Raw genomic sequence first — 25,757 nt, forward strand, 5'->3', positions numbered from 1 at the left:
CGAAGAAAAACCCGCCGGATTGCTCCGGCGGGGTTTCTGGTCTCGCGTCGAGCAGGTGGTTATTGCTGCTGGAGCTTCAGGATTCTGTCTGGAACCTGGTCCTGCCGCTGTTCGACTTGCGGCCTGCGCCGTGGCAGCACCTGCTGCAGCAGCAGGCCGGGGTTCAGCTCCAGCGACGGTTGTCCGCGGACCGCCCGGCAGTTCGGGTAGCGCCCGATCGTGCCTTCCGGGCAGCGCCTCCTGATGATCGGCTGGCACTGGCCATCGATCATCTGCGAGCCCGGTGCGCATTCCACCTCCTGCCTGCGGCATGCGCCGTTGATCACCTCGGTGCCGCGCGGGCAGACACATTCGCCGCGCTTGTTGTGGACCTGGCCGCGTATGTCGCACTGCTCCTGCGTCGGCTGCTTGCGCCGGCAGGCATTGCCCCGCACCTCGGTACCCCTCGGGCAGACACAATTGCCGTCGGCGTCGTGGACCTGGCCACGGATGGTGCACTGGTCAGGCCTTGGCCGGATCGGGCGGCAGGCGCCGTTTCTGACCTCGTTGCCTTGCGGGCAGACGCAGTCTCCGTCCGCGTCGTGGACCTGGCCACGGATGATGCACTGCTCAGGCTTCGGCCGGATCGGACGGCAGGCGCCATTGCGCACCTCGGTCCCTCGCGGGCAGACACAGTCTCCATCGGCATCGTGGACCTGGCCACGGATCGTGCACTGCTCCGGCTTTGGCTGGATCGGGCGGCAGGCATTGCCCCTGATCTCGGTTCCCCTGGGGCAAACACAATCGCCATCCGCATTGTGGACCTGGCCACGGATAGTGCACTGCTCGGGCTTGTCGGTCCTGACACACCTGCCGTTCTCGAGCCCGGTTCCGCGTGGGCAGACGCAGCGTCCGTCCTCGGTGCGGATCTGGCCCTCGAGCAGCACACAGCGTTTCGGCTGTTCCGGCTTCGGCACGATACCACCGCCCGGCGAGCACTGGCCGTTGCGGTAGGTGGTGCCTTCGGGGCAAACGCAGCGGCCGGCATCGTTCATGACGAAGCCTTGCGAGCATTCCTTCCTCGTCTCCTGGCTAATGGTGAAGGGATGGCAGGCATAGGCCTTGCCGCGATCGCCCTGCACATTGGTCTGATCGCCGCCAAGCACGTCGCCACCGCCCTGCACCCGTGTGTCGGGAGACAGCACGCCGACGCAGTTCTGGCCGCTGACATTGCCCTGCAGATTGGCCAGGCGGCCGTCGTCGGGAATGACCACGGTGACATGGTGCACCCGGCTTTCGCCGGCGCCGAGCGTCAGGTTGGCAATGCAGGACGCAGGCAAGGTTGCCGGTTCCGGCGAGCAGCCGAAGGGCGGATCGATCGAGGTGATCTCAACGCCTTCCAGCCTGCCGAGCCCCTCCACGCCGATCGCATCGCCGATGCGGACCGGCCCGGAGAAGGCGGTCGCTCCGTCATTGGTGATGGTGATCTCGAACGAGCAGGGTTGGCCGAGCCTGCATTCGCGGTCGCCGGTCTTTTCGACACGGATGGTCGAAGAACCGCCGCCCTTGGCGCAGGCCTGGCCAAAGGGATAGACGACGTCGTCGCCCGGCGCAGGCCCATAGGAGCCGCGCGCGCAGTTTTCGAACGCGCCATTCGCCGAGACCGTCACGTCGAAGTGGCGGCTGGTTCCAGGTGTCATGACGGCACCGGGAATCTGGCACGACAGCGCATTGGCCGGAACCGGTCCGCACGCCCATTCCGCGCCGTCGGGGGTGACGGTCTGGATCTGGACGGGCGCGCCGCCGGCCACCAGCGTGGCGGCATCGTTGACCCGCACCGGACCGTTGGGGGCAGCGGTGCCAAGGCTGATGACGGTGATGCGGCAAGAGACGACCGCGGCACCGGCGAGCGAGCCGTTGCACACCTTGGTGATGCGCAGGGTCGGCTTGCCGCCATTGGGATGACGGAAGCGTTCCTTGGCGCAGGCCTTGTTGTTGGTGAGGTCGTTTTCACCGGCGATGGGCTTCACCTCAGCGCAATTCTCGACAATGTCCGACTGGTAGCCGGCCGGCATGACCGCCTTCACGAAGATCGGCGTCGAGGCGCCCGCAGGCAGCGAGATGCCGGCATTGTCGCAGCGGAACTGGCCGGGGCCGTTCGGTCCGCATGTCCAGGGCGGGCTCGGCCCGAAGGTCGAGGAGGACGGCGCGCCGCCGGGATAATTGTCGATGACCGTCAGCGGTCCATTGTAGGTGGCGCTGCCGTTGTTGATGATGTCGATCACGAAGGTGCAGATGCCGTCGGCCGAGCAGACCGGGACGCGGGCACGCTTCTTCAGGATCAGGTCGACCTTCTTCTCCACCGGCGGCCGGCAGTCGCGGTCACGGTCGCCGCGCCGGCAGATCGGGATCGAGGCACAGCCGCGATCGTTCGACTGGCTGCCGAACAGCGGCTTGCCGCTGGCGCCATAATTGTAGGTGGCGCAGTTGCGTAAAGCACCGCCTTGCCAGCCTCCGGCCGGCTTGAAGCCGAGCTTGAGGTCGACGGAGGCCCCCGGATTGAGCGTGGTCACCGGATAGGTGCAGGTCATCGGGGTGGTTCCGGGTACGCAGACCCAAGGTGGATTTGGCCCTGAATCGAGCGTCGAGCCGGCCGGCAGCGTCACCTCGTCGAGCACGATCTTGCCGTGGTAGGCACCGGTGCCGACATTGGTGACCCTGATGGTGAAGTCGCAGCCGCCGCCCATCGTGCAACGCGTCACGTCGGCGCGTTTCTCGACCTTGAGGTCCGGCTCCTTGTCCCTGGGCGGGCACCTCTGGTCACGCGGGATGACGATGTCGATCGTCTGCGTGCAGCACAGGCCCCAGCCTTCCTTCGGACCGGCATAGGTTTCGATGCCGGTGACGATGAGGTGGATGACGTCGCCGGGCGAGGCACCGACGATCTTCCAGTTGAGCACACCGCCGCCCGCCGGCACCAATTGGGTATCGGGGATGATGTTGATGCCGGGCGTGCTCGTCGACACCTGCACCCACTTGCCGCCCATCTCCGGGCCGACCGGCATGTGATAGATGAAGGCGCCGCCGCCGGGCACGCAGTCGACCGTACCGCGTTCCACCTTGAAGCATTCCTTGCCGGGAGGTGGCGGTGGCGGATTGCACTTGGTGACGTCGATCTTGATCGAGGTCTTCACGCCGGTCTTGAAGTCACCGTCGTCGGGCTTGCTCGGATCCTGCGATGGGATGATGGTCCCGGTGCCCGGTCCGGCCGTCACCTTGATCATGCCCTGGTTGTCGACGATCGTCGGCGCGGGAAATGCCGCACGATCGATCTTGGCCGTGATCGCGAAGTTGATCACACGCTCGTTGGCAGCGCCGACGCCGTCGACATCGGACGTGGAGATGCGGAAATCGGAAACCGTGGCAGTATCGTTCGGATTTGCCGAAGTGCTGATCGTTGCACCCGGCAGTGGTCCGCCGGACGAATCCGTGCCGTCGCCGGACACGTTGACGTTGATGATCGCAAGGCCGTGCGGAAGCTGGTCCTTGAAGTCGATCCTGACCTTCTTCAGCCTGGCCTCGAGGCTCGGGTCGGCAAGGCCCTGCGGATCGCCGCGCAAGCCGAAGCTCAGCGAGTAGACGACGTAATCGCAGCCTCTTTGAGTGCCTGTCTTGGTGAAGAAAGGCACCACCTGGTCAGGCCTCGGAGTGACGACGCGCGAACTATCAAGATCGAGCTTCAGCTCCGGGGTGATCGAGGCAGCGTCTTCTGCAAAGCCTTGCACCGGGGTGAACATGGCGACCGCGATACCGGCCGCCATCAGCCAGCGCGCGCCGCGCCTGGCGTATGACAGGGGTTTCATGATCGTCTCCATGACGGTTGTTTGGGCGTTCGTTGCGAGCGGGGAGAGTGCGAGATTTTTCATCTTCCCCTCCTCAACGTTCGCAGCTGGCGGCTGGGGTTCTGAGCGGCAAAGTCATCTTGCAGCAAGGGTAATAGCCACCCTTGTCCTTGTCGGACTTCCTGTAGAAGCAGAGCCCGACATCGACTGTGTCACCCGGATAGTGGCCGGTGATGTCGATCGTGTAAGGCTTGCCGGGCGCATGCGACTGGGATGATGTCACCCCGACGCCTGGCGTCCTGGACTGGACCTTGATCGAATCGCCGCCGAAGCCGGCATGGTCATGGAGATAGAGATCGGCCTCGAGGCCGGAAGGCGTGCAGTAATACTGGACGTCGTCGACGTCGAGACATGGAGGCAGGTTGCCGGGTGGTGGGAAATCCGGCGGGTAGAAGGGGGGCAGGTAGCCGCCCGGGATTTCCTCGTAATAGCCGGCGCGGCCCTCGCAAGGGTGCCAGACGGCAACATCGCCGACATGGCCCTCGACCTCCGGGTCTTCGAAATAACCGTCGAAGTCGACGAACCATGAGCCGAAGGGCGGCACATTGGCCGGCTTGACCAGCTCTTTCGGCGTGATCTGCACACCGTGTACGGCCAGCGGCCCGCCGGCTGCGAGCTGTTCGGCGAGTGAAGGATTGTCGCGCAGCTTGTCGCCCGTGTTGACCAGCGTCTGCGTGCAGACGGAGCTGTCGAGATTGCCGTCGGCGTCATAGCCATATTGCAGGTCGAGGCCGCCGGCCGACTGCCGGTTGCCTTGGGGGAAGCCGACCGCATATTCCTGCGGCACTTCGACCCAGACCGATTCCGTTTCCGGATCGTCCGGGTTCTCCCGGAAATAGCGGATGACCTCGCCTTTACCGGAATCGGCGAACTGGCTGTAATCGTAACGGTTCTCGACCGGACCGCGCTGGGCCAGGTACATGAAGCCGCTGTTGTCGAAGGCGATGTCGGTGACGGCGTAGTCCTTGTCGGCCCTGACCGTCAGTTCCCAGCGCGGGTCACCGGCAAAACTGCCGTCGCGAGCGATGCCCACCGACCAGATTTCCGACTTTTCGCCGACCGAATAGTAGAGCCGGCCGCCATGGTAGGAGACACCCCAGACGCGGCGCTCGTCCTGCGTGTAGCCCCAGCTGTCGGGGTCTTCGCTATCGAAGGCGGCACCTTGTATGTCCATCACCGAACCATCGTCGGCGACGGGAGCGAGCCCATGCGTGGGCCGGCCGGCAACGCCGTGATCGAAGCTGTCGATCAGTCTGCCTTCGGCGTCGATGCGATGGATCAGGCCGGTGTCGAGATCGGACGCAAAGAACTCGCGGTGAGTGGCGTCGAAAGTGAGATTGCCGATGCCGGGACCGCTGTTGGTGTCGATGTCGGCGAATTTGGAGACCTGGCCGGTGATGCCGTCGATCTTCCAGACGGCGCCCGGCCCGCCACCGTTTTCGGTGCCGAACTGGCCATCCATGAAGGTGGCGCCGGCAGCGCCGCGGCGCTGCCTCTCGGGGCGGCCGTCATCGTCGGCATCCGGGGTGACGATACGGATGCCGTGCAGCGAGGTGGCGCCGGCATAGAGATTGGGAATGCCCGATGGAACGCCGTCGCGCACGCCGTCATCATAGGTGACGCCGAACACCTGGCCGATCTGCTCCGCCGTCACCTCGAAGGGCGGCGGCGTGTTGACCAGCTGGCCGGAGGCTGGGCCGCCCAGATGCGAAACGTCGAACACGCGCAAGGTGGCGCGCGTGGGGTCGATGAAGGTTTCGTCGACCGGATCGACGCCGGGCGGCAGGCCCTCTTTTTCGGAATCAGGGGGGTCGAAATTGGGAATGATGGTGCCGGAGAATCCGGTCACCGCCATCGAGCCGGGATAGATGATCCGGGTTTCCTGCGCCTGCGCGGCGCCCAGCCACAGGCCGAGTGCCAGCGCCAGCAACCCGCCTGGATGCACAGCACGGCGCAAGCCGCCATCAAGAGACGACACGAACGAGCCGCGGATGCGAGACATGACACTACCCCCCGTAGTCGACGGGAGAACGTCGGGGCTGGCCGCGCAAATCAGGGCAAGGCGCGGCGGTCCGGCTCGTTCTTCCCTGATCGAATTGTCTGCTTTCCTCAAGACGACGATACGCCTGGTCTTACGCAGGGTCAACGGAATCAGCGGAAAGCCCAGCGCATCGACCCCGTCCCGAAGGCGGTGGTCGCGCCGAGCTCCTGTTGTTCCCGGAGACCTCAGAGCCTCTGGGTTATTGGTCATGGGGGCTTCCTTTCCGGGCCGCACCATGCGGCACCTGGAGATCAGTCGCGGGCGGAGATGGAAAGGTTCATGGGAGGCCTGCGCAGAATGCTTGCGCGCGATGCCGCCTGTTCTTATATACGCGCCAAGCCGTTCGGCGCCGGAATGCCGGTTGCCGGAACGGGATTTCTTGTGAACAGGGGCTTTCGTCGGAACGCCTGTACGGGTCCTGAGAGCCTGCTTAGCGGAGAGACTAGAGAAATGGCAAAAGTAATCGGTATCGATCTCGGCACCACCAACTCCTGCATCGCCATCATGGATGGCAAGGAGCCCAAGGTAATCGAGAATGCGGAAGGCGCGCGCACGACGCCTTCCATCGTCGCCATCTCGGGCGACGACGAACGTCTGGTCGGCCAGCCGGCCAAGCGCCAGGCGGTCACCAATCCTGAAAACACCATCTTCGCGGTCAAGCGCCTGATCGGCCGCCGCTATGACGATCCGGTGACGGAGAAGGACAAGAAGCTTGTCCCCTACAAGATCGTCAAGGGCGACAATGGCGATGCCTGGGTCGAAGCCGGCGGCAGGAAGCAGTCGCCCTCGCAGATTTCGGCCATGATCCTGCAGAAGATGAAGGAGACGGCGGAAGCCTATCTCGGCGAAAAGGTCGAGAAGGCGGTCATCACCGTTCCGGCCTATTTCAACGACGCCCAGCGCCAGGCGACCAAGGATGCCGGCAAGATCGCCGGCCTTGAAGTGCTGCGCATCATCAACGAGCCGACCGCGGCAGCGCTTGCCTATGGCCTCGACAAGAAGGAAGGCAAGACCATTGCCGTCTATGACCTTGGCGGCGGCACGTTCGACATTTCGGTGCTCGAAATCGGCGACGGCGTGTTCGAGGTCAAGTCGACCAATGGCGACACCTTCCTCGGCGGCGAGGATTTCGACATGCGCCTGGTCGAATACCTGGCGGCCGAGTTCAAGAAGGAACAGGGCATCGACCTGAAGAACGACAAGCTTGCCCTGCAGCGCCTCAAGGAGGCGGCTGAAAAGGCCAAGATCGAGCTGTCGTCGACCACCCAGACCGAAATCAACCTGCCCTTCATCACCGCCGACGCGACCGGGCCGAAGCACCTGACGCTGAAGCTGACGCGCGCCAAGTTCGAGCAGCTGGTCGACGACCTCGTCCAGCGCACGATTGCCCCTTGCAAGGCGGCGTTGAAGGATGCCGGCCTGAAGGCGGGCGAGATCGACGAAGTCGTTCTGGTCGGCGGCATGACCCGCATGCCCAAGATCCAGGAAATCGTGAAGCAGTTCTTCGGCAAGGAGCCGCACAAGGGCGTCAATCCGGATGAGGTCGTCGCTCTCGGCGCCGCCATCCAGGCCGGCGTGCTGCAGGGCGACGTCAAGGACGTGCTGTTGCTCGACGTGACGCCGCTGTCGCTCGGCATCGAGACGCTGGGTGGCGTGTTCACCCGCCTGATCGAACGCAACACGACGATCCCGACCAAGAAGAGCCAGGTGTTCTCGACGGCCGAGGACTCACAGTCGGCAGTGACCATCCGGGTCTTCCAGGGTGAGCGCGAAATGGCCGCCGACAACAAGGCGCTCGGCCAGTTCGACCTGGTCGGCATTCCGCCGGCGCCGCGCGGCGTACCGCAGATCGAGGTCACCTTCGACATCGACGCCAACGGCATCGTCAACGTTTCGGCCAAGGACAAGGGCACCGGCAAGGAGCACCAGATCCGCATCCAGGCATCGGGCGGTCTTTCGGACGCCGACATCGAGAAGATGGTCAAGGACGCAGAGGCCAATGCCGAGACCGACAAGAAGCGGCGTGCGCTGGTCGAGGCCCGCAACCAGGCCGAAGCGCTGCTGCATTCCTCGGAGAAGTCGCTGAAGGAATATGGTGACAAGGTTTCGGAAGGCGAGCGCACGGCGATCTCCGACGCGATCGCGGCGCTGAAGACCGCGACCGAAGGCGACGACGCGGCCGACATCGAAGCCAAGAGCCAGGCGCTGGCCGAGGCTTCTATGAAGCTTGGCCAGGCCATGTACGAGGCTTCGCAGAAGGAAGCGGCGGAAGCCGACGCCAAGGCGGACGCCGCCAAGGACAGTGACGTTGTCGACGCCGATTTCGAGGAAATCGACGAGGACGACGACAAGAAGAAGTCGGCCTGAACCGTTTGACGGCAAGATAAAGCGAAAAGCCCGGCGAAGGCCGGGCTTTTTTGCAACCCCTTGCAGAAAAACAGCGGGCCTTGCTGAAAAAATGCAGGCAAAGCCGCGTCGACACTGGCATCCCCCTTCCATCGCACCTAAATCGAAGCGTCAGTGCCGGCAAGAGACGCAACAATGCTTCAAGACGTTGAGCATCCGGACAGCGGGAAAAAATGAAAGCTGATTTCTACGAGACGCTGGGCGTGCAAAAAGGCGCCGATGAGAAGGAGCTCAAGAGCGCTTTCCGCAAGCTCGCCATGCAGTTCCATCCCGATCGCAACCCCGGCGACCATTCCTGCGAGCACAAGTTCAAGGAAATCAACGAAGCCTACGAGACGTTGAAAGACCCGCAGAAGCGCGCGGCCTATGACCGCTTCGGTCACGCCGCCTTCGAACAGGGCGGCATGAATGGCGGGGCCCAGGGCTTTGGCGCCGGCGGCTTCGCCGACATTTTCGAGGACATTTTCGGCGACATGATGGGCGGGCGCCAGCGCCGCTCGTCGGGCGGCCGCGAGCGCGGCGCCGACCTGCGCTACAACATGGAAATCACCCTGGAAGAGGCTTTTGCCGGCAAGACCGCACAGATCCGGGTGCCGGCGTCGATCTCGTGCTCTGAATGTTCGGGCAGCGGCGCCAAGCCCGGCACCCAGCCCGTCACCTGCTCGATGTGCAACGGCCACGGCAAGGTGCGCGCCACGCAAGGCTTCTTCTCGATCGAACGGACCTGCCCGCAATGCCAGGGGCGCGGCCAGACGATCAAGGACCCGTGCCCGAAATGCGCCGGCCAGGGCCGCGTCACCGAGGAGCGTTCGCTGTCGGTCAACATCCCGGCCGGCATCGAGGACGGCACCCGCATCCGCCTTGCCAATGAGGGCGAAGCCGGCCTGCGCGGCGGGCCCTCGGGCGACCTCTATATTTTCCTGGCGGTCAAACCGCACGAGTTCTTCCAGCGCGACGGCGCCGACTTGTATTGCAAGGTGCCGATCTCGATGACGACGGCAGCCCTTGGCGGCTCCTTCGAGGTGACGACGCTGGACGGCACGCAGACCAAGGTCAAGGTGACCGAAGGAACGCAGAACGGGCGCCAGTTCCGCCTCAAGGGCAAGGGCATGCCTGTGCTGCGCCAGCCCAATGTCGGCGACCTCTACATCCAGACCGCGGTCGAGACGCCGCAGAACCTGACCCGGCGCCAGCGCGAACTTCTGGAGGAGTTCGAACAGCTCTCCTCGCAGGACAATTCGCCTCAATCGAGCGGCTTTTTCGCCCGTATGAAGGATTTCTTCGAGTCTTTCGGCGAGCGTTGATGCACTTTGGCCCGCGTAAGCCGATTTGCCACGCGTAAGTCCTTGAATCGCGTCACCCCTTGAGACGCGACGAAAATTATCTTATCCACGACATGCGTCCGGCCGCGCCTTGCCTAGCATCGCTCAGGTGCTAAGTAACTTTGCGGGGAGCGCTGAGGAGAGCTTGCATGACACGTGGCCCTGGACTGCGGAAGGCGCTTGTCGAAAAGTTCGACGACGAACTCAAATTCTTCAAGGGCTGGATCGACAAGCCGAAGACGGTTGGCTCGATCGTGCCGACCAGTTCGATCACCGCGCGCAAGATGGCCTCGATCGTCAATCCTAAATCCGGCCTGCCAGTGCTCGAGGTCGGTCCCGGTACCGGCGTCATCACCCGCGCCATCCTCGCCCAGGGCGTACGCCCCGAAAACCTCTACGCTGTCGAATATTCCACGGATTTCGTTCGTCACCTGCGGCGGCTCTATCCCGGCGTCAACGTCATCGAGGGCGACGCCTTCAACCTCAACGCCACGCTTGGCGACAAGAGCGGGATGATCTTCGATTCCGTCGTTTCCGGCGTGCCGCTGCTCAACTTTCCAGTCGCCCAGCGCATTGCCTATATCGAGAGCCTGCTCGACCGCATCCCGGCCGGACGGCCGATCGTGCAGTTGACCTACGGACCGATGTCGCCGATCCCACCCGGCCGCGGCAATTATACGGTCAAACATTTCGATTTCATCCTCCGCAACATTCCGCCGACGCAGCTGTGGATCTATCGCCGCGAAGCGCACTAAGTGAGAAGGGAATAAGGCAATAGGGGAGTAAGGGAGTAGGGATGAAGGGTTCCATTTCCAGGCTATTTTCTACTCCCATATTCCCCTACTGCCCTATTCCCCTATCCAGCCGTTGATTTGAGCCGCCCTTGGCTGTACCTGTCCGGGAACAAGGGTGGCCAATGGCAGTGATCCCGAAAATCCTCGTCTTCGCCGGCTCGGTGCGCAGCGGCGCCTATAGCGGCAGGGCCGCCGACGTGGCGCAGAAGGAACTTGCCATGCAAGGCGCCGAGGTGACCCGCATCTCGCTTGCCGACTACCCCCTGCCGATCATGGACGAGGACCTGGAAAAGGAAAAAGGCGTTGCCGAAAACGCCCAGAAACTCGGGCGTCTGGTGATCGCCCATGACGGGCTGCTGATCGCCACACCCGAATATAACGGCTCCATTCCGCCGCTGCTCAAGAACACGATCGACTGGGTGAGCCGGGTGCGCAGGGATGGTGGCCGGCCAGTCAGGCCGCTGGCCGGCAAGGTCGTTGGCCTCTGCTCGTCCTCCAACGGGCACTTTGCCGGTATCCGCTGCATCAACCATCTGCGCGCGGTGCTGGTGCGTTGCCAGATGGAGGTGGTGACGCCGGAATGCTCGGTGCCCGACGGCGGTGACGCCTTCGACGAGGATGGAAATTTCCGTGACGAAAGACTGCACAAATCGATGGAGCACCTATGCCGCACGCTGATCGAGACCTCGCGCCTGCTGTCCACCCGGATCGAGGCATGATCGCCAACAGCATGCGCGACCGGCTCATCGTCGGCCTCGACGTGCCGACAGTGAAGCAAGCCGAGCAGGCAGTGCGCGAACTCGACGGCATCGTCTCCTTCTACAAGATCGGCTACCAGCTTGCCTTCGCCGGCGGGCTCGACTTCGCCAGGGAGCTGGCCAGCGGCGGCACCAACGTCTTCCTGGACATGAAGCTGCTCGACATCGACCACACGGTGGCCAAGGGTGTCGAGAACATCGTCAAGATGGGCGTGACCATGCTGACCATTCACGCCTATCCCAAGGCTATGCAGGCCGCCGTAGAGGCGGCCAGAGGCAGCGACCTTTGCCTGCTTGCCGTCAGCGTTCTGACCTCGATGGACGAGCAGGACATGATCGACGTCGGCTATGAGTACGATCCGCATACGCTGGTGCTTAGGCGCTCGGAACAGGCGCTGCATGCCGGCATGGGCGGCATCGTCTGCTCGGCCGCGGAGGCCGAGGCGGTGCGCCGGATCGTGGGACCCGACATGGCGGTGGTGACGCCCGGCATCCGGCCGGCGGGCAGCGACCATGGCGACCAGAAGCGCGTGGTGACGCCGGGCCAGGCGATTCGCAACGGCGCCAGCCACCTCGTCGTCGGCCGTCCGATCATTGCTGCGGCCAACAAACGGGAAGCGGCCGAAGCCATCCTCGACGAGATGCGCTCGGCCTGAGATTTCCAGGAACAAGTTCGGAGACCAAGAAAATGCCCAAAGGATATTGGATCGCTCGTGTCGATGTGCGCGACGCGGAAGGCTACAAGGACTATGTCGCCGCCGCCAAACCTGCCTTCGAGCGCTTCGGCGCGAAGTTCCTGGCGCGCGGCGGCGAGCATGAAAAGGCCGAAGGCCCCGGCCGCGCACGCAATGTCATCATCGAGTTCGAATCGCTGGCTGCCGCACACGATTGCTACCATTCGCCGGAATACCAGCGCGCCGCCGCCATCCGCCAGAAGGTCGCCGATGGCGAGATCGTCCTGGTCGAGGGCGCCTGAGGTCCCCTGCAAGCATAGTTCCGGTTTTAGCCGGAGACGTGCTCAAAATCGGATAGAGCCTGGCGGCGTTTGAAGCCTCGCAGGCTCATTTTACATATCTTTGCTCCGCGATTTCACGGTGATCTGCCTGGAGCAGTTGCCAGGTGCGGAGCCGTGCCGACGAGCGGTCATTCAACGCCGGTCGGATTGCCGGTTGACATGCAGGTATTTACCTGCATATTCTGCCTTACAACAGAGTGAGGCAGATGGACGCCGACAAGGTTTTCAAAGCGCTGGGCGACCCGACGCGCAGAAGGCTGCTCGACCTTCTGTGCGAGCAGAACGGGCAGACGCTCGGTCAGCTTTGCGATCATCTGGACATGGCCAGGCAATCCGCCACCCAGCACCTCGACCTGCTGGAGGCGGCCAACCTGGTGAGCACGGTCAAGCGCGGCCGCGAAAAGCTGCATTTCATCAATCCCGTGCCGCTGCACGAAGTCTACGAGCGCTGGGTACGGAAATTCGAACGGCAGCGGCTCAGCCTGCTGCACGACCTGAAGCAGGAACTCGAAGGAGAAGACCAATGACCACCAGAGAGACCACGAGCTTTGTCTACGTGACCTATATCCGCTCGACGCCGCAGAAGGTGTTCGAGGCGATAATCAAGCCCGAGATCGCAAAACGCTACTGGGGCCACGAGAACGTCTCCGAATGGACGCCGGGCTCGAAATGGGAACACATCCGCGCCAATGACGAACGGACCGTCGAACTCGTCGGCAAGGTCGTCGAGATTTCGCCGCCGACCCGCCTCGTCATCACCTGGGCGAACGCTTCGCAGGCAGACGATCCGTCGAAAACCAGCCGGGTGACGTTCGCCATCGAGGAATACGACACCATGGTGCGGCTGACCGTCAGCCATGACGAGCTCGAGGCCGGCAGCGGCATGGCGAAGGGCGTCAGCCAGGGCTGGCCGGCGGTGCTGTCCAGCCTGAAATCCTTCCTCGAAACCGGCAGCGGCATCGATATTTTCGCCAGGCCGAAATCGGCCTGATGTTGCGGCCTCGAGCAGAATCAGACCCGTGGAGAACGACAATGACCAACCACTATACCGGCGGCTGCGCATGCGGCGCGATCCGTTACGAGACCAATGACGAGCCTATCTTCCAGAACCACTGCCAATGCAGCGATTGCCAGAAGCGCTCAGGCACCGGCCACGGATCCTACCTGACCTTCGGCCAGCGTGCCGATATGGCCATTACCGGGGAGGTGAGCACCTGGCGCGTGGCGGGCGCCAGCGGCAATGAAAAAATCCACACCTTCTGTCCAACCTGCGGAACGCCGGTCTTTCTGATATCCGTCGCCATGCCGGAATTCATAGCGGTCCATGCGGCCAGCCTCGACGATCCGGAACAGTTCAGCCCACAGATGGTGACTTACACGAGCCACGGCCATGCCTGGGACAAGATGGATCCCGCCTTGCAGGCGGTCGAGCGAATGCCGTAGTGAAACGCGTCCGCCGGTCGGCCCGCGATCTGCCGTAGCGCCTTCAGGCGCGATGCTCTTGGCCGATCAGCCGGCTCGCCGCTGTCTCGGCTATGGCATCGGCAAGCTCGAGACCCCATTGCTGGCGGCAATAGGCGCGGAAATCGAAGCAGGGCAGGCCGGGGCAGACCTCGAACTCGATGAGGTGGACGGTGTCGTCGGCCTCGACCCTGAGATCGATGGAAAACACGTCGCGCAGGCCGAGCCCGCTCATCAGCCGCCCGGCGATCGCACGGATCCTGGCGTCGGCGACCGGCTGGCTGTCGGCGACCGCGACGAGCTCCGGCTCGGCGTAATGTCCCGCCGCTTTCGCTGCCTCGCCAGTGTCGCCGTAGAGCGCCAGGCTGTCGGCCATGGTCTGGAAATCGGCGCCTGAATCGACAAAGGCCACGCCAAGCACTTCGACTCCCGCGCCCGGCATCAGGCTAAGGAAACTGGCGCGCACGTTGCGGCCGGCGACGTAGGGCTGGACGACGACATCGTCGCGATAGGCCGAAAAGACGCGCCGGCTGAGCTCCAAAGCGTGGGCGAGATCGCTGCAGCGCGACTCCGGCCAGATGCCGATCTTGGCGCCGAGCCGGTTGGGCTTGACGAACCAGCCGGCGGGCGAGGCCGGCGGCTCGACCAGCCATTGGCCGTCACGCGCGAGCCCAGCCTGTGGCACCGGCAGGCCGAGCGCGCCGAGCACGGCGCCGGAGCGGAACTTGTCCTGGCAGAGCGCAAACAGCGCATCGTCGGCGCCGATTGTCTTGAAACCGCCCAGTCGCGCCAAAGCGGGCGCCGCCCCGCCGCGAAAATAGGCAATGCCGTCGGTCAGCGTCCAGACCAGCGTTATGCTGGGGTGCTCACCGGCGAGGACGCTTGCGGCGTCGTCGAGCGCCACCGGCGCGAACGACAGGCCGCGTGCCTGGCAGGCACGGCCAAGCACCTCGAATTCAGGAGCGAGATCGGTCGACTGCGCCAGATAGGACGCGATTTCGGTTGCGCGCTGCGGCGCATGGCCGTCGGCGACCAGACGGTCGAAACAAGCCTTTTCCGGCTCATGGACGAGTATCAGTTTCGGCTTACGGCTTGGCATGAGATGAACGATTCCCGGCGGTACGATCACCTACCATCGCATGGTCGAGACGTCAGGCTCTCGCGAAACCGACACGGTGCGGGCGGTGGCGTGACAACGCACCGTCCGACCATAGAATCCAGTTCGATCAGGCGATCAGCACGCGCGGCTCGAAGCGGCCGTTGACGGGAATATCGAGCAGAAAGGTCATGCCGCCCTGCAGATCCAGCAGACGCTGCTTCTCATCCTTGCCCGACCAGGCGGAGGTGACCGCCAGCCGGTCGGCCTTGGCGCCGACGAAGGCTGGGCAGGATGGCTGCGTCACCGGCATGGCGACCGTGCGGACGAGCTTGCCGTCGGGTCCGTAGGCTTCGATGACGCTGCCGCCCCAGACGGCGTTCCACAGGATGCCGTCGCGGTCGAGCACCGACCCGTCGACATAGCCCTTGGCCGAGCGGTGGTCGACGAACAGCTTGGGCTCACCGGCAGGCAGACCGGTCGCCGGGTCGCAGGCGACGCGCATCAGCAGCCCGGTCGAGGTGTCGGTGTAGTAAGCGATCGCGCCATCCTCGGTAAAACAGATCGAATTGGAGACGGTGATGTCCGAAAACAGCTGGCGCAGTTCGCCCTTGAAAAACCAGTAGATCGAACCCGCGCCTTTTTCCTCGCCCTTGCCCATGGTGCCCATCCACAGGGCACCACAGGGATGGACGCGGGAATCGTTGGAGCGCGTGACCGGATTGTCGGCCTCGACAGGCGTGTGCAGCGTCAGCTTGCCGGTCGCGACATCGCGGACATAAAGGCCGGTCTCGGCGGCGATCAGCTGGCGCTTGTCGTCGATGACGGCGATGGCGCTCGCCATTTGGCCAAGCTCATGCACGGTGGTCGCGCCGCCGGACAGCCGCTTTTCCAGAAGCTGGCTGTTGACGATGTCAAACCAGTAGAGCGTATCGGTGGCGGGATCGTAGCTCGGCCCCTCGCCGAGCTGGCAGACGTGATCGGAAAAAACCGAAACGATCGCTTCGCTCATCCTGCTTCTCCGAACACCGCATCCCAGGCCGCGACGGCAGCTTGCGCACGCGCGGCCACCTCGTCGACGCTCATGCCCGGCTTGAACAGGCTGGAGCCCAGACCAAAGGCGGTCACGCCGGCAGCCTTGTAGCCGGCAAAATCTTTTTCAGAGACACCGCCGACGGCGCCGACCAATGTCTGCGCCGGCAACACCGCGCGCATCGCGGAAATGCCGCCGGCACCCAGCACGCTCGCCGGGAAGAATTTCAGGGCCGAGGCGCCGAGCTTGATCGCCTGGAAGGCTTCGGTCGGCGTGAACACGCCGGGCATCGTCACCATGCCGTAATGCATGGCGCGCGCCATCACCTCGGCATCGATGTTGGGGCTGACCAGCAGCCGCCCTCCGGCCTGGTGCAAGCCATCGACATCGGCCGGCGTCAGCACCGTGCCGGCGCCGACCAGCGCCGTTTTCGGCAGCACTTGGACGATGCGAGCGATCGACGAGAACGGTTGCGGTGAGTTCAGCGGCACTTCGATCGCCTCGATGCCAGCGTCGAACAGCGCCTGGCCCATGGCCATCGCCTCGGTGGGCTTGAGCCCGCGAAGGATGGCAACCAGGCCGCGCTTGAGTTTTGGAAACGGTGCGGTCTGGCTCATCGGGCAACTCCAATTCTGGCGATCATGCCGTTCTCGCGCGCCGCCTCGACGAGACCGGCACGCACTGCCTCGTCGGCGTCGACGGCCCGGACCTCAAGCCCAGCAAGACCAAGTGCGGCCTGGTAGAGTGCGGCCAGCGCGCCGGAGGCAATCAGCACCACGGGTTCGGCGCCGGCGCCATGCCGGCGGCTGGCGGAGGCGATCTCGCCGCCGATCAAAAGGCCGGACAGGCAGGCGGCGGCATCGTCGGCTTTCAGATCCTGCAGCAGGCCGGCGGCGCGGATGGAAAACAGCCGCGAGGTGACATCGCCGCCTTCGCCCAATGCGGTTTCGCACCAGCGGCGGAAGAACGGATTGTCCGATGTGACCGGCTTGGGGTGCTCGCCGAGCGAGTGGCGCAGGATCGAATGCGCGGCAAGCACGGAAAACAGCTCGCCGGTCGGCCAGGTGCCGAAACCGGCAACCGCGCCATCCTCGACCAGCACCCATTTCGAATGGGTGCCGGGCATGCAGACCAGCTGGCGCCCCCTGGCCGGCAGGCCGGCGCCGGCAAGCTGGGTTTCCTCGCCGCGCATGACGTCGGGCGCGTCAGTCAGCCGCTGGGCAAGGCCCGGAACGATGCGGATGTCGCGGCTTTGGCCGGGCACGCTGGCGGCACCCGCAAGGATGGCGGTAAGCGGCGCCGGCACGGTGACATAGGGCGCTTCGAGCCAGCCCTGGCGGGACCCGGCCATGCCGCAGATGATGACGGGCAGCGCCGCTGGTGCTCCCATCGCCGCCAGATGCCCTTCGAGGATGGTCGAAAAGCCCTTTTGCTGCGCGGTGATCAGGCCGTCATCGCCGCGGCGTTCGGCAAGCATATTGCCTTGCCCGTCGATCAGCCAGACCCGCATACGGGTCGTGCCCCAGTCGACGGCGGCGACCGCCGGTGCGTTGCCGGCTTGGCTCACAGGAAGCCTCCATCGACGACCAGCATCTGCGCTGTCAGCATGCGCGAGGCGTCCGAGGCCAGGAACAGCGCGGTGCCGACGATGTCGTCCGGCTGCATCACCTGTTTTATGCACTGCTTGGCGACATGGGCGGCAAGCCCCTGTTCGGTCACCCAGAGCTCCTTCTGCCGCTCGGTGATCACCCAGCCGGGCGCGATGGCGTTGACGCGGATGCCGTCCACACCGAGCTTGCCGGCCAGCCCCTTGGTCAGACCGAGGATACCGGCCTTGGCGGCCGTGTAGGACGGCATGTCGGGGTGGTTGATCAGATAGGACGTCGAGGTGAAGTTGATGATCGAGCCGCCGCCGGCCCGCTTCATGCCCGGCGCCACCGCTTGCGCGGTGAAGAAATGCGGCCTCAGATTAATGGCTTGGTTGTTGTCCCAGAACTCGACCGTCACGTCTTCGACGGCGTGGCGTTCGTCCCAGGCCGCATTGTTGACCAGCACGGTGACATCGCCATGCGCCTCGGCAGCCTTCGCGGCGGACGCCCGCAGGGCCTCGACATCGCGCAAATCGGTCTTGAGATAGAGCGGCCGGCGGCCGAATTCTTTCTCGATGCGGTCGGCAAGAGCTGTGCTTGGGCCGTCGGCGATGTCGATGAAGGCGACATTGGCGCCCTGGCGCACAAAACCCTCGGTCAGTGCCGCGCCAATTCCGGAGCCGCCGCCGGTGATCAGCACCGAGGCTCCTTCGAGGTCGGCAAAATGCGCCGATGGCATCATCGTTGTTGTCTCCCAGCGCATGACCCCGAAAATCGGATCGATTTTCGGAAAGGGATCATGCGCAAATGTTAAATGCTACAGCGTCCTTTGCGCGTCTTGAAAGACGCGCGGCGCCGTAGCGTGATCGGCGCGCATCCTAGCCACGCAAGGCGCGCGGGCAAGGGCGAACCGCCGAATTTCAGGGCTTATGTCAGACAAAACGACAATGCGCCGCACCGGATGCGCACGGCAGCACCGTCGGGGTTGGGGATCTCGGAGGACCGCCGGTCAGATCGCCTTGGCGCGCAGGGCGCCGCGGAAGGAATCGCGGAGATAGCCGAGCGTGGCGTCGGCATCGACCGGCTTGCCGAACAGATAGCCCTGTCCGCCGGCGCAGCCAAACTGGACCAGGCGATCGGCCTGCGCTTCCTGCTCGATTCCTTCGGCGACGACGTCCATGCCGAGCCCTTCGCACATTGCGAGGATAGCGCGGATGATGTGTTCCGACGGCCTGTCGTCGAGAATGGAGGAGACGAAGGCGCGATCGATCTTGAGCTTGTCGAAATGGAATTCGCGCAAGCGGCCGAGCGAGGACTGGCCGGTGCCGAAATCGTCTAGCGAGACGCGGATGCCGACGCGGCGCAGATCCTCGACGATCTGCGCGGCCGAGGCCGGGTCGTTCATCAGGCCGGTCTCGGTGATCTCGATCTCCAGCCGGCGCGGATCGAAGCCGGTGCGGTCGAGGATCGCCAATATGTGCAGGCCGGTGTTCTGGTCGACGAGCTGCGAGGGTGACAGGTTGAACGACAGGAACAGGTCCTTCGGCCAGCTTCTGGCGGCCTCCGTCGCCTTGCGCAGCACCAGCTGCGACAACGGGCCGATGATGCCGCGCTCCTCGGCGATGGGAATGAAGACGGTCGGCGGCACGGAACCCAGGTCGCGGTCGGTCCAGCGCGCCAGCGTCTCGAAGCCGATGGTGCGGCGCGTGGCGAGATCGACGATGGGTTGGAAATGCGGCTCCACTTCGCCGGCCGAGACAGCCCGGCGCAGCGCCTGTTCGATGCGGGTGACGCGCTTGGCCGCTTCTTCCATCTCACGGGTGTAGACGACGACGCGGCCACGGCCGGAACGCTTGGCGTGGTAGAGTGCCGTCTCTGCCTTGTTGATGAGGATTTCCGTGGTCTCGTCGCCCGAATAGAACAACGAGCAGCCGACCGAGGCCGAAAGCCTGGCGGTGCGTTCGCCGACATCGTAGGGCGCCGACAGGATCTCGATCAGCATGCGCGACTTTTCGGCCGCAGCGTCCTCGCTGAATACCATCGGATAGAGAAAAGCGAATTCGTCGGCGCCGATGCGGCAGACCGTGGAATAGCCGTCCATAGAGGCGCGCAGCCGCATCGCGACCTGGATCAGGATGTCGTCGCCGGCCTTGTGGCCGAACAGATCGTTGATCGGCTTGAAGCCGTCGAGGTCGAGAATCCCGACGGTAAAGGGCGCGGGATCGTCGGCTCGGTCGGCGATCAGCCGATCGACCTTGTCGAAGAAGCGGCGATGGTTGCCAAGCCCGGTCAACGGATCGGTGAATGCCAGATCCGTGCTCTCCCTGTTTGCCTGACCGGTGCCAAACGAAGTTTGCATCGGTGTCCCTGTTTTGTGACTTCGGAATTTATTTTCAGACTGGCAGCAAACCCTTTAGGAAACGTATCGCGAAATCGATTTTCCATGGGCAACCGCGACCTGTTTCGAAGGATCGATGTGAGGTGTGGATTCGGGCTCAAGGAACAACGAGGACGCGCAGCCTGGCTCCTGTCACGGAATGACCGGCAGGGCCGAGCTTGCGACTTGCTGATGCCAATCTTCAAAAGGTCGCGATTGGCAGACGGGCAGTGAGCCTGTACAGGCAGGACAGTCGTCCATCCGAGCCGCCGGAGACCCGCCATGAAGCTGAAAATCGCCGTCCAGATGGACCACATCTCCACCGTGTCGATCGCCGGCGACACCTCGTTCGCGCTGTCGCTGGAAGCGCAGCGGCGTGGCCATGAGCTGTTCCACTACACGCCGGATCGGCTGTCGTTGCGCGACGGCAAGGTGTTTGCCCGCATTGAGGAGATGCAGGTGCGCGACGAGAAAGGCAGCCACTATTCGCTGGGCGAGAAGGTGCGCACCGATCTGTCGGAGATGGACGTCGTCCTGCTGCGCCAGGATCCGCCCTTCGACATGAACTACATCACCACCACGCACATCCTGGAGCGCATCCACCCGAAGACGCTCGTGGTCAACGACCCGGCCTGGGTGCGCAACAGCCCGGAAAAGATCTTCGTCACCGAATTTGCCGACCTGATGCCGGACACGCTGATCACCAAGGATCCACTCGAAGTTGCCGCCTTCCGCAAGGAGTTCGGCGACATCATCGTCAAGCCGCTCTACGGCAATGGCGGCGCCGGCATCTTCCATCTGCTGGAGGGCGACCGCAACCTGGCCTCGCTGCTGGAAATGTTCGGCCAGATGTTTCGCGAACCCTATATCGTGCAGCGCTATCTCAAGGACGTGCGCAAGGGCGACAAGCGCATCATCCTGATCGACGGCGAGCCGGTCGGCGCCATCAACCGCGTGCCCGCCGAACATGATTCCCGCTCCAACATGCATGTCGGCGGCCGCGCCGAAAAGACCGAGCTGACGGCGCGCGAACGCGAGATCTGCGCACGCATCGGGCCTTCGCTGAAGGAGCGTGGCTTCATCCTGGTCGGCATCGACGTGATCGGCGACTACATGACCGAGATCAATGTCACCTCGCCGACCGGCGTGCGCGAGGTCAAACGCTTCGGCGGCGCCGACATCGCCAGCCTGTTCTGGGATGCAGTCGAGGGCAAACGCGGGTAAGCCGTTTTCATTTTGTCTTAACCATGTTCCGTTTTTGCAACCGCGCTCAATTCGGCTGCAACCCACGCGCTCACATGTTCCCGTAATGTTCTTGATTTGACCGAGGATTTGTGATTGTCTGCCCGTGGGGCCATTTCTTGGCCATCGCGTGGGTTGTGGCCTGGGGGCAAAGAAATGGTGGCGCGGGTTCGCACGGTCGCTTTCCAGGGCATCGAGGCCGTGCCGGTCGACGTGCAGGTGATGATCGCACCCGGCAAGGTCAACATGCACATCGTCGGCCTGGGCGACAAGGCGGTGGCCGAAAGCCGCGAGCGGGTGCAGGCCGCACTGCATGCATCCGGCCTGTCGATGCCGTCGAAGAAAGTCACGGTCAATCTGGCGCCGGCCGACCTGCCGAAGGAAGGCAGTCACTACGACCTGCCGATCGCGCTTGGCCTGATGGCTGCGCTTGGCGCCATTCCGGGCGACATGCTGGCCGGCTATGTCGTGCTTGGAGAATTGTCGCTCGATGGCACGATTGCCGCGGTCGCCGGCGCCTTGCCGGCGGCGATCGCCGCCAATGCCGAGGGCAAAGGCCTGATCTGCCCGTTCGCCTGCGGACCTGAGGCGGCCTGGGCTGGAAAGGATTTCGACATTCTGGCACCGCGCAGCCTGATTGCCATCGCCAATCATTTTCGCGGCACGCAGGTGCTGTCGCGCCCCGAGGCCGGCATCCACGCCGCCGCGCTGGATTTGCCCGACCTCGCCGACATCAAGGGCCAGGAGACCGCCAAGCGGGCGCTGGAAGTGGCGGCCGCCGGCGGGCATAATCTTCTCATGATCGGCCCGCCGGGCTCGGGCAAATCGATGCTGGCGCAGCGGCTGCCGTCGATCCTGCCGCCGCTGGCGCCGAAGGAATTGCTCGAAGTCTCGATGATCGCGTCGGTGGCGGGAGAGCTCGGCGAAGGCAAATTGACCGACCGGCGGCCGTTCCGCGCTCCGCACCACTCGGCCTCGATGGCGGCGATGGTCGGCGGCGGCATTCGCGCGCGGCCGGGCGAGGTGTCGCTGGCCCATCACGGCGTGCTGTTCCTCGACGAGTTTCCCGAGTTCACGCCGCAGACGCTCGATGCGCTGCGCCAGCCGCTGGAGACCGGCGACTGCATGATCGCGCGAGCCAACCATCGCGTCACCTATCCAGCGCGTATCCAGCTGGTGGCGGCGATGAACCCGTGCCGCTGCGGCATGGCCGGCGAGCCTGGTTATCGCTGCCTGCGCGGCGAGCGCTGCCGCACCGACTATCAGGCGCGCATTTCGGGCCCGCTGCTCGACCGCATCGATCTCAGGATCGAAGTGCCGGCGGTCTCGGCCAGCGACCTGATCCGGCCCGACCGGGCGGAGAAAAGTGCCGATGTGGCGCTGCGCGTGGCACGCGCCCGCACCATCCAGCGCGAACGTTTCGAGCGGCTCGGCGCCACCCGCGCCACCACCAACGCGCATTGCGCGCCCTCGGTCATCGAGGAGATCGCCATGCCTGACGCCGCCGGCCTGTCGCTGCTCAAGGACGCCAGCGAAAAGCTCGCCTTTTCGGCGCGCGCCTATCACCGGGTGCTGAAGGTGGCGCGGACACTGGCCGATCTCGACGCCAGCGAAACCGTCGGCCGCATCCATCTGGCCGAAGCGATTTCCTATCGCATGAGCTCGGAGCGGGTGGCGCAGGCGGCGTAGGTCACTCGCCGCCCGACAAGCCGACTCTGCCACGCCACCTTCCGCAATCACGCCATAACCGTCATCCGACGAATCGGCCATCTCCGCACTGCGGCGGACCTGATTGTCCGCTTGGTCGACGTCCTCACCACCCAACGGCCCCCACCGACCGGGCGCCGGCCGTTTCTCCGTCTTCGGGGCGTGGACGTCATCGCATCGGACCAAAGTCTTGGTCTCCGCATTGGGAATTCCTTATTTAGATAATGTGAATATGATTGTGGTCGGGGAGCCCGCTATGTTCGTTGACTACTACGAAGTTTTGGAAGTCAGCCCGAACGCCAACTCGGAAACGCTGGAGCGCATATTTCGCTATTTTGCGATGCGCTATCATCCCGACAATCGCGAAACCGGCGATGAAGCCCGCTTCAGTGAAATCGTGGAAGCCCACAACACGCTCAAGGATCCGGTCAAACGCGCTCAATACGACATCGCGTATAGGGACCATGCCGGCCTTCGCCGCGAATTGACCGAGGAAGCCAGCAACAGCAAAGGCATCGAGCGGGATGTCGTGATCCAGGCCAGGCTGCTGTCGCTGCTTTACGCGAAGCGCCGGCACGACGTCAGCAATCCCGGGATCGGGGATGTGGAGCTCGAACGCCTGTCAGACTGTCCGCGAGAGCATCTCGAGTTTCATCTCTGGTATCTAAAAGCGAAGGGCTGGATAGCAAGAGTGGAAAACGGGACGATCGCGATTACGGTGGAAGGCGTCGATAGGGTCAACTCCGAACACCGTCGCGATCCCACCATCCGGCTCCTGGACCATACAGCTTCCTGACGCCTCACCTCCGGAGGAAGTCAGGCCGAAGACCTGCCGCCCCATTCACGGCAGGGACTGGCCTCTTCAGCCCTGCTGCGCCTTCAGTTCCAGCCGCCGCGCGTGCAACACCGGCTCCGTATAACCATTCGGCTGTTCGCGGCCCTTGAACACCAGGTCGCAGGCGGCCTGGAAGGCGATGGAGTTGTCGAAATCGGCGGCCATCGGGTAGTAGAGCGGATCGCCGACATTCTGCAGGTCGACGATGGCCGCCATGCGGCGCAGCGAATCCATCACCTGGATTTCGGAGCAGACCTTGTGGTGCAGCCAGTTGGCGATGTGCTGTGAGGAAATACGCAGCGTGGCGCGGTCTTCCATCAGGCCGACATCGTTGATGTCAGGCACTTTCGAGCAGCCGACGCCCTGGTCGATCCAGCGCACGACATAGCCAAGAATGCCCTGCGCGTTGTTGTCGAGTTCCTTCTGGATATCATCCGGCGACCAGTTCGGCCGCACCGCGACGGGCACCGACAGGATGTCGTCGAGCCTGGCCTTGGGCCGGTTCTTCAGCGCCGCCTGCACGGCGTGAACATCGACCTTGTGATAGTGCGTGGCATGCAGCGTGGCCGCCGTCGGCGACGGCACCCAGGCAGTGTTGGCGCCGGCCTTGGGGTGGGCGATCTTCTCGACCAGCATCGCAGCCATCAGATCCGGCATCGCCCACATGCCCTTGCCGATCTGGGCGTGGCCGGCCAAGCCGCATTCCAGCCCGATGTCGACATTCCACGCCTCGTAGGCGGAAATCCAGGCGGCCTGCTTCATGTCGCCCTTGCGGATCATCGGGCCGGCTTCCATCGAGGTGTGGATCTCGTCGCCGGTGCGGTCGAGAAAGCCGGTGTTGATGAACACGACGCGCTCCTTTGCGGCGCGGATTGCCTCCTTGAGGTTGACGGTGGTGCGCCGCTCCTCGTCCATGATGCCCATCTTGATGGTATTTTTCGCCATGCCGAGCAGCGCTTCGACGCGGTCGAAGATCTCGACGGCGAAGGCGACTTCGTCGGGCCCATGCATCTTGGGTTTCACGACATACATCGAGCCGGCACGGGAATTGGCGCGGCGGCCGTTCGGCCCGACATCGTGCAGCGCGATCAGCGCCGTCATCGCCGCATCCATGATGCCTTCCGGAACCTCATTGCCGTCGCGGTCGAGGATCGCCGGGCTGGTCATCAGGTGGCCGACATTCCTGACCAGCATCAGCGAGCGGCCGGGCACGGTCAGCGTGCCACCGGCGGGCGCGGTGTAGGCGCGGTCGGGATTGAGCTTGCGGACAAAACTCTTGCCGCCCTTGGTGATCTCTTCCGCCAGGTCACCCTTCATCAGGCCGAGCCAGTTGCGGTAGACGACGACCTTGTCTGGCGCATCCACCGCCGCGACCGAATCCTCGCAGTCCTGGATGGTGGTCAGCGCCGATTCCAGGATGACATCGGCGATGCCCGCCGGATCGGTGCGGCCGATCTGGTTGTTGCGGTCGATCACGATCTCGATGTGCAGGCCGTTGCGCACAAGCAGCACGGCATCGGGATTGGCGGCATCGCCGCGATAGCCGACGAATTGCCTGGGGTCGGCCAGCGTCGTCGAGCCGGCGCCGGCGCTCAGCCGCAAGGCACCTTGCGCCAGCGACAGGCCATTGACGCCGGCCCATTTGCCGGACGTGAGCGGGGCAGCCTCGTCGAGAAAGGTCTTCGTCCAGGCGACGACCTTGGCGCCGCGTGCCGGATTGAAGGCTTTGCCCTTTTCGGCGCCATCCGTTTCGGGGATGGCATCGGTGCCGTAGAGCGCATCGTAGAGCGAACCCCAGCGCGCATTGGCAGCGTTGAGCGCATAGCGCGCATTCATCACCGGCACGACCAGCTGCGGTCCGGCAACATCAGCAATTTCCGGGTCGACATTGTCGGTCGACACGCTGAAGGCCGGGCCTTCGGGAACGAGGTAGCCGATCTCTTTCAGGAAGCCCTTGTAGGCCTCCATGTCGACCGGCGCGCCGTGATCGCGATACCAGCCGTCTATCTGTTCCTGGATGGCGTCACGCTTTGCCAGCAGCGCCCGGTTCTTCGGCGCCAGATCATGGACGATGGCCGAAAAACCGTTCCAGAAGGCGTCCGCTTCGATCCCCGTGCCCGGCAGCGCTTCCGTGGCCACGAACTCATGCAGCTCGCGGGCAATCCGCAATCCGGCGATCTCGATGCGGTCGGTCATCAGG

21 protein-coding genes are annotated in these 25,757 nt (G+C 64.1%); 12 read left to right on the top strand and 9 right to left on the bottom strand.

The annotated features are described in order from the left end of the window. Nucleotides 1-59: 59 nt before the first annotated feature. Nucleotides 60-3,905 carry a DUF7929 domain-containing protein gene (locus tag AC0NIL_RS03640; protein WP_275953324.1) on the bottom strand — a complete coding sequence of 1,282 codons (3,846 nt, stop codon included), beginning with the start codon at nt 3,903-3,905 and terminating at the stop codon, nt 60-62. Nucleotides 3,906-3,915: 10 nt separating this feature from the next. Further along, nucleotides 3,916-6,159, bottom strand: coding sequence for a hypothetical protein (locus tag AC0NIL_RS03645; RefSeq protein ID WP_473572835.1), 2,244 nt, complete (start codon nt 6,157-6,159; stop codon nt 3,916-3,918). A gap of 213 nt (nt 6,160-6,372) precedes the next feature. Here AC0NIL_RS03645 and dnaK point away from each other — a divergent pair, with 213 nt between their 5' ends. From dnaK to AC0NIL_RS03690, 9 genes are all read left to right on the top strand, one after another. After that, nucleotides 6,373-8,289, top strand: a complete 1,917-nt coding sequence (gene dnaK / locus AC0NIL_RS03650; RefSeq protein WP_024502156.1) for a molecular chaperone DnaK — start codon at nt 6,373-6,375, stop codon at nt 8,287-8,289. Nucleotides 8,290-8,501: 212 nt separating this feature from the next. After that, the gene (gene dnaJ, locus AC0NIL_RS03655) at nt 8,502-9,632 is read left to right on the top strand and encodes a molecular chaperone DnaJ (protein ID WP_013528587.1); all 1,131 of its coding nucleotides are present in this window, start codon (nt 8,502-8,504) and stop codon (nt 9,630-9,632) included. A 167-nt stretch (nt 9,633-9,799) separates the two neighbouring features. Next, entirely contained in the window at nt 9,800-10,405 is a 606-nt protein-coding gene (gene pmtA, locus AC0NIL_RS03660; RefSeq protein WP_013528588.1) for a phospholipid N-methyltransferase PmtA, read from the top strand. Between the two features lie 161 nt (nt 10,406-10,566). Next, the gene (locus AC0NIL_RS03665) at nt 10,567-11,163 is read left to right on the top strand and encodes an NADPH-dependent FMN reductase (protein ID WP_473572836.1); all 597 of its coding nucleotides are present in this window, start codon (nt 10,567-10,569) and stop codon (nt 11,161-11,163) included. Further along, a complete protein-coding gene (gene pyrF, locus AC0NIL_RS03670; RefSeq protein WP_013528590.1) occupies nt 11,160-11,858 on the top strand; it encodes an orotidine-5'-phosphate decarboxylase in 699 nt (232 codons plus the stop codon). Before AC0NIL_RS03665 ends, pyrF begins: the two co-directional genes overlap by 4 nt. A 32-nt stretch (nt 11,859-11,890) precedes the next feature. Then, on the top strand, nt 11,891-12,178 hold the full coding sequence (locus AC0NIL_RS03675; protein WP_013528591.1) for a DUF1330 domain-containing protein: 288 nt from the start codon (nt 11,891-11,893) through the stop codon (nt 12,176-12,178). Between the two features lie 245 nt (nt 12,179-12,423). Then, nucleotides 12,424-12,744 carry an ArsR/SmtB family transcription factor gene (locus AC0NIL_RS03680; protein WP_013528592.1) on the top strand — a complete coding sequence of 107 codons (321 nt, stop codon included), beginning with the start codon at nt 12,424-12,426 and terminating at the stop codon, nt 12,742-12,744. After that, entirely contained in the window at nt 12,741-13,208 is a 468-nt protein-coding gene (locus AC0NIL_RS03685) for an SRPBCC family protein (protein WP_473572837.1), read from the top strand. Before AC0NIL_RS03680 ends, AC0NIL_RS03685 begins: the two co-directional genes overlap by 4 nt. 41 nt (nt 13,209-13,249) lie before the next feature. Further along, nucleotides 13,250-13,660: a GFA family protein gene (locus AC0NIL_RS03690; protein ID WP_027161173.1), complete on the top strand. Its 411-nt coding sequence runs from the start codon at nt 13,250-13,252 to the stop codon at nt 13,658-13,660. A 43-nt stretch (nt 13,661-13,703) separates the two neighbouring features. Here AC0NIL_RS03690 and AC0NIL_RS03695 read toward each other — a convergent pair whose 3' ends face one another. The 6 genes from AC0NIL_RS03695 to AC0NIL_RS03720 form a co-directional block, all read right to left on the bottom strand. Further along, on the bottom strand, nt 13,704-14,777 hold the full coding sequence (locus tag AC0NIL_RS03695) for a D-alanine--D-alanine ligase family protein (RefSeq protein WP_275953327.1): 1,074 nt from the start codon (nt 14,775-14,777) through the stop codon (nt 13,704-13,706). Nucleotides 14,778-14,904: 127 nt separating this feature from the next. Next, on the bottom strand, nt 14,905-15,786 hold the full coding sequence (locus AC0NIL_RS03700; RefSeq protein ID WP_024502161.1) for an SMP-30/gluconolactonase/LRE family protein: 882 nt from the start codon (nt 15,784-15,786) through the stop codon (nt 14,905-14,907). After that, complete coding sequence (locus AC0NIL_RS03705) at nt 15,783-16,424, bottom strand: 2-dehydro-3-deoxy-6-phosphogalactonate aldolase (protein ID WP_063173488.1); 642 nt, start codon at nt 16,422-16,424, stop codon at nt 15,783-15,785. Before AC0NIL_RS03705 ends, AC0NIL_RS03700 begins: the two co-directional genes overlap by 4 nt. Continuing rightward, nucleotides 16,421-17,317: a 2-dehydro-3-deoxygalactonokinase gene (locus AC0NIL_RS03710; RefSeq protein WP_474048765.1), complete on the bottom strand. Its 897-nt coding sequence runs from the start codon at nt 17,315-17,317 to the stop codon at nt 16,421-16,423. The genes AC0NIL_RS03705 and AC0NIL_RS03710 overlap by 4 nt, the downstream gene beginning before the upstream one ends. Before the next feature lie 53 nt (nt 17,318-17,370). Further along, a complete protein-coding gene (locus AC0NIL_RS03715; RefSeq protein WP_275953329.1) occupies nt 17,371-18,138 on the bottom strand; it encodes an SDR family NAD(P)-dependent oxidoreductase in 768 nt (255 codons plus the stop codon). Between the two features lie 267 nt (nt 18,139-18,405). Beyond that, entirely contained in the window at nt 18,406-19,755 is a 1,350-nt protein-coding gene (locus AC0NIL_RS03720) for a putative bifunctional diguanylate cyclase/phosphodiesterase (protein WP_013528600.1), read from the bottom strand. Nucleotides 19,756-20,055: 300 nt separating this feature from the next. Here AC0NIL_RS03720 and gshB point away from each other — a divergent pair, with 300 nt between their 5' ends. From gshB to AC0NIL_RS03735, 3 genes are all read left to right on the top strand, one after another. Continuing rightward, a complete protein-coding gene (gene gshB, locus AC0NIL_RS03725) occupies nt 20,056-20,997 on the top strand; it encodes a glutathione synthase (protein WP_027161179.1) in 942 nt (313 codons plus the stop codon). Nucleotides 20,998-21,171: 174 nt separating this feature from the next. Further along, nucleotides 21,172-22,704: a YifB family Mg chelatase-like AAA ATPase gene (locus AC0NIL_RS03730; RefSeq protein ID WP_275953330.1), complete on the top strand. Its 1,533-nt coding sequence runs from the start codon at nt 21,172-21,174 to the stop codon at nt 22,702-22,704. A gap of 274 nt (nt 22,705-22,978) precedes the next feature. Beyond that, the gene (locus AC0NIL_RS03735; RefSeq protein WP_013528603.1) at nt 22,979-23,518 is read left to right on the top strand and encodes a J domain-containing protein; all 540 of its coding nucleotides are present in this window, start codon (nt 22,979-22,981) and stop codon (nt 23,516-23,518) included. Nucleotides 23,519-23,584: 66 nt separating this feature from the next. Here the strand turns inward: AC0NIL_RS03735 and AC0NIL_RS03740 are convergent, their stop codons facing one another. Then, a complete protein-coding gene (locus AC0NIL_RS03740; RefSeq protein WP_275953331.1) occupies nt 23,585-25,753 on the bottom strand; it encodes a malate synthase G in 2,169 nt (722 codons plus the stop codon). Nucleotides 25,754-25,757: the final 4 nt, after the last annotated feature.

The sequence above is a fragment of the Mesorhizobium sp. WSM1343 genome (assembly GCF_055901535.1).

Coding starts and splice junctions, on each gene's coding strand:
- AC0NIL_RS03640 (WP_275953324.1), bottom strand. CDS start 3,905: ATGAAAAATCTCGCACTCTCCCCGCTCGCAACGAACGCCCAAACAACC.
- AC0NIL_RS03645 (WP_473572835.1), bottom strand. CDS start 6,159: ATGGTGCGGCCCGGAAAGGAAGCCCCCATGACCAATAACCCAGAGGCT.
- dnaK (WP_024502156.1), top strand. CDS start 6,373: ATGGCAAAAGTAATCGGTATCGATCTCGGCACCACCAACTCCTGCATC.
- dnaJ (WP_013528587.1), top strand. CDS start 8,502: ATGAAAGCTGATTTCTACGAGACGCTGGGCGTGCAAAAAGGCGCCGAT.
- pmtA (WP_013528588.1), top strand. CDS start 9,800: ATGACACGTGGCCCTGGACTGCGGAAGGCGCTTGTCGAAAAGTTCGAC.
- AC0NIL_RS03665 (WP_473572836.1), top strand. CDS start 10,567: ATGGCAGTGATCCCGAAAATCCTCGTCTTCGCCGGCTCGGTGCGCAGC.
- pyrF (WP_013528590.1), top strand. CDS start 11,160: ATGATCGCCAACAGCATGCGCGACCGGCTCATCGTCGGCCTCGACGTG.
- AC0NIL_RS03675 (WP_013528591.1), top strand. CDS start 11,891: ATGCCCAAAGGATATTGGATCGCTCGTGTCGATGTGCGCGACGCGGAA.
- AC0NIL_RS03680 (WP_013528592.1), top strand. CDS start 12,424: ATGGACGCCGACAAGGTTTTCAAAGCGCTGGGCGACCCGACGCGCAGA.
- AC0NIL_RS03685 (WP_473572837.1), top strand. CDS start 12,741: ATGACCACCAGAGAGACCACGAGCTTTGTCTACGTGACCTATATCCGC.
- AC0NIL_RS03690 (WP_027161173.1), top strand. CDS start 13,250: ATGACCAACCACTATACCGGCGGCTGCGCATGCGGCGCGATCCGTTAC.
- AC0NIL_RS03695 (WP_275953327.1), bottom strand. CDS start 14,777: ATGCCAAGCCGTAAGCCGAAACTGATACTCGTCCATGAGCCGGAAAAG.
- AC0NIL_RS03700 (WP_024502161.1), bottom strand. CDS start 15,786: ATGAGCGAAGCGATCGTTTCGGTTTTTTCCGATCACGTCTGCCAGCTC.
- AC0NIL_RS03705 (WP_063173488.1), bottom strand. CDS start 16,424: ATGAGCCAGACCGCACCGTTTCCAAAACTCAAGCGCGGCCTGGTTGCC.
- AC0NIL_RS03710 (WP_474048765.1), bottom strand. CDS start 17,317: ATGCGGGTCTGGCTGATCGACGGGCAAGGCAATATGCTTGCCGAACGC.
- AC0NIL_RS03715 (WP_275953329.1), bottom strand. CDS start 18,138: ATGATGCCATCGGCGCATTTTGCCGACCTCGAAGGAGCCTCGGTGCTG.
- AC0NIL_RS03720 (WP_013528600.1), bottom strand. CDS start 19,755: ATGCAAACTTCGTTTGGCACCGGTCAGGCAAACAGGGAGAGCACGGAT.
- gshB (WP_027161179.1), top strand. CDS start 20,056: ATGAAGCTGAAAATCGCCGTCCAGATGGACCACATCTCCACCGTGTCG.
- AC0NIL_RS03730 (WP_275953330.1), top strand. CDS start 21,172: ATGGTGGCGCGGGTTCGCACGGTCGCTTTCCAGGGCATCGAGGCCGTG.
- AC0NIL_RS03735 (WP_013528603.1), top strand. CDS start 22,979: ATGTTCGTTGACTACTACGAAGTTTTGGAAGTCAGCCCGAACGCCAAC.
- AC0NIL_RS03740 (WP_275953331.1), bottom strand. CDS start 25,753: ATGACCGACCGCATCGAGATCGCCGGATTGCGGATTGCCCGCGAGCTG.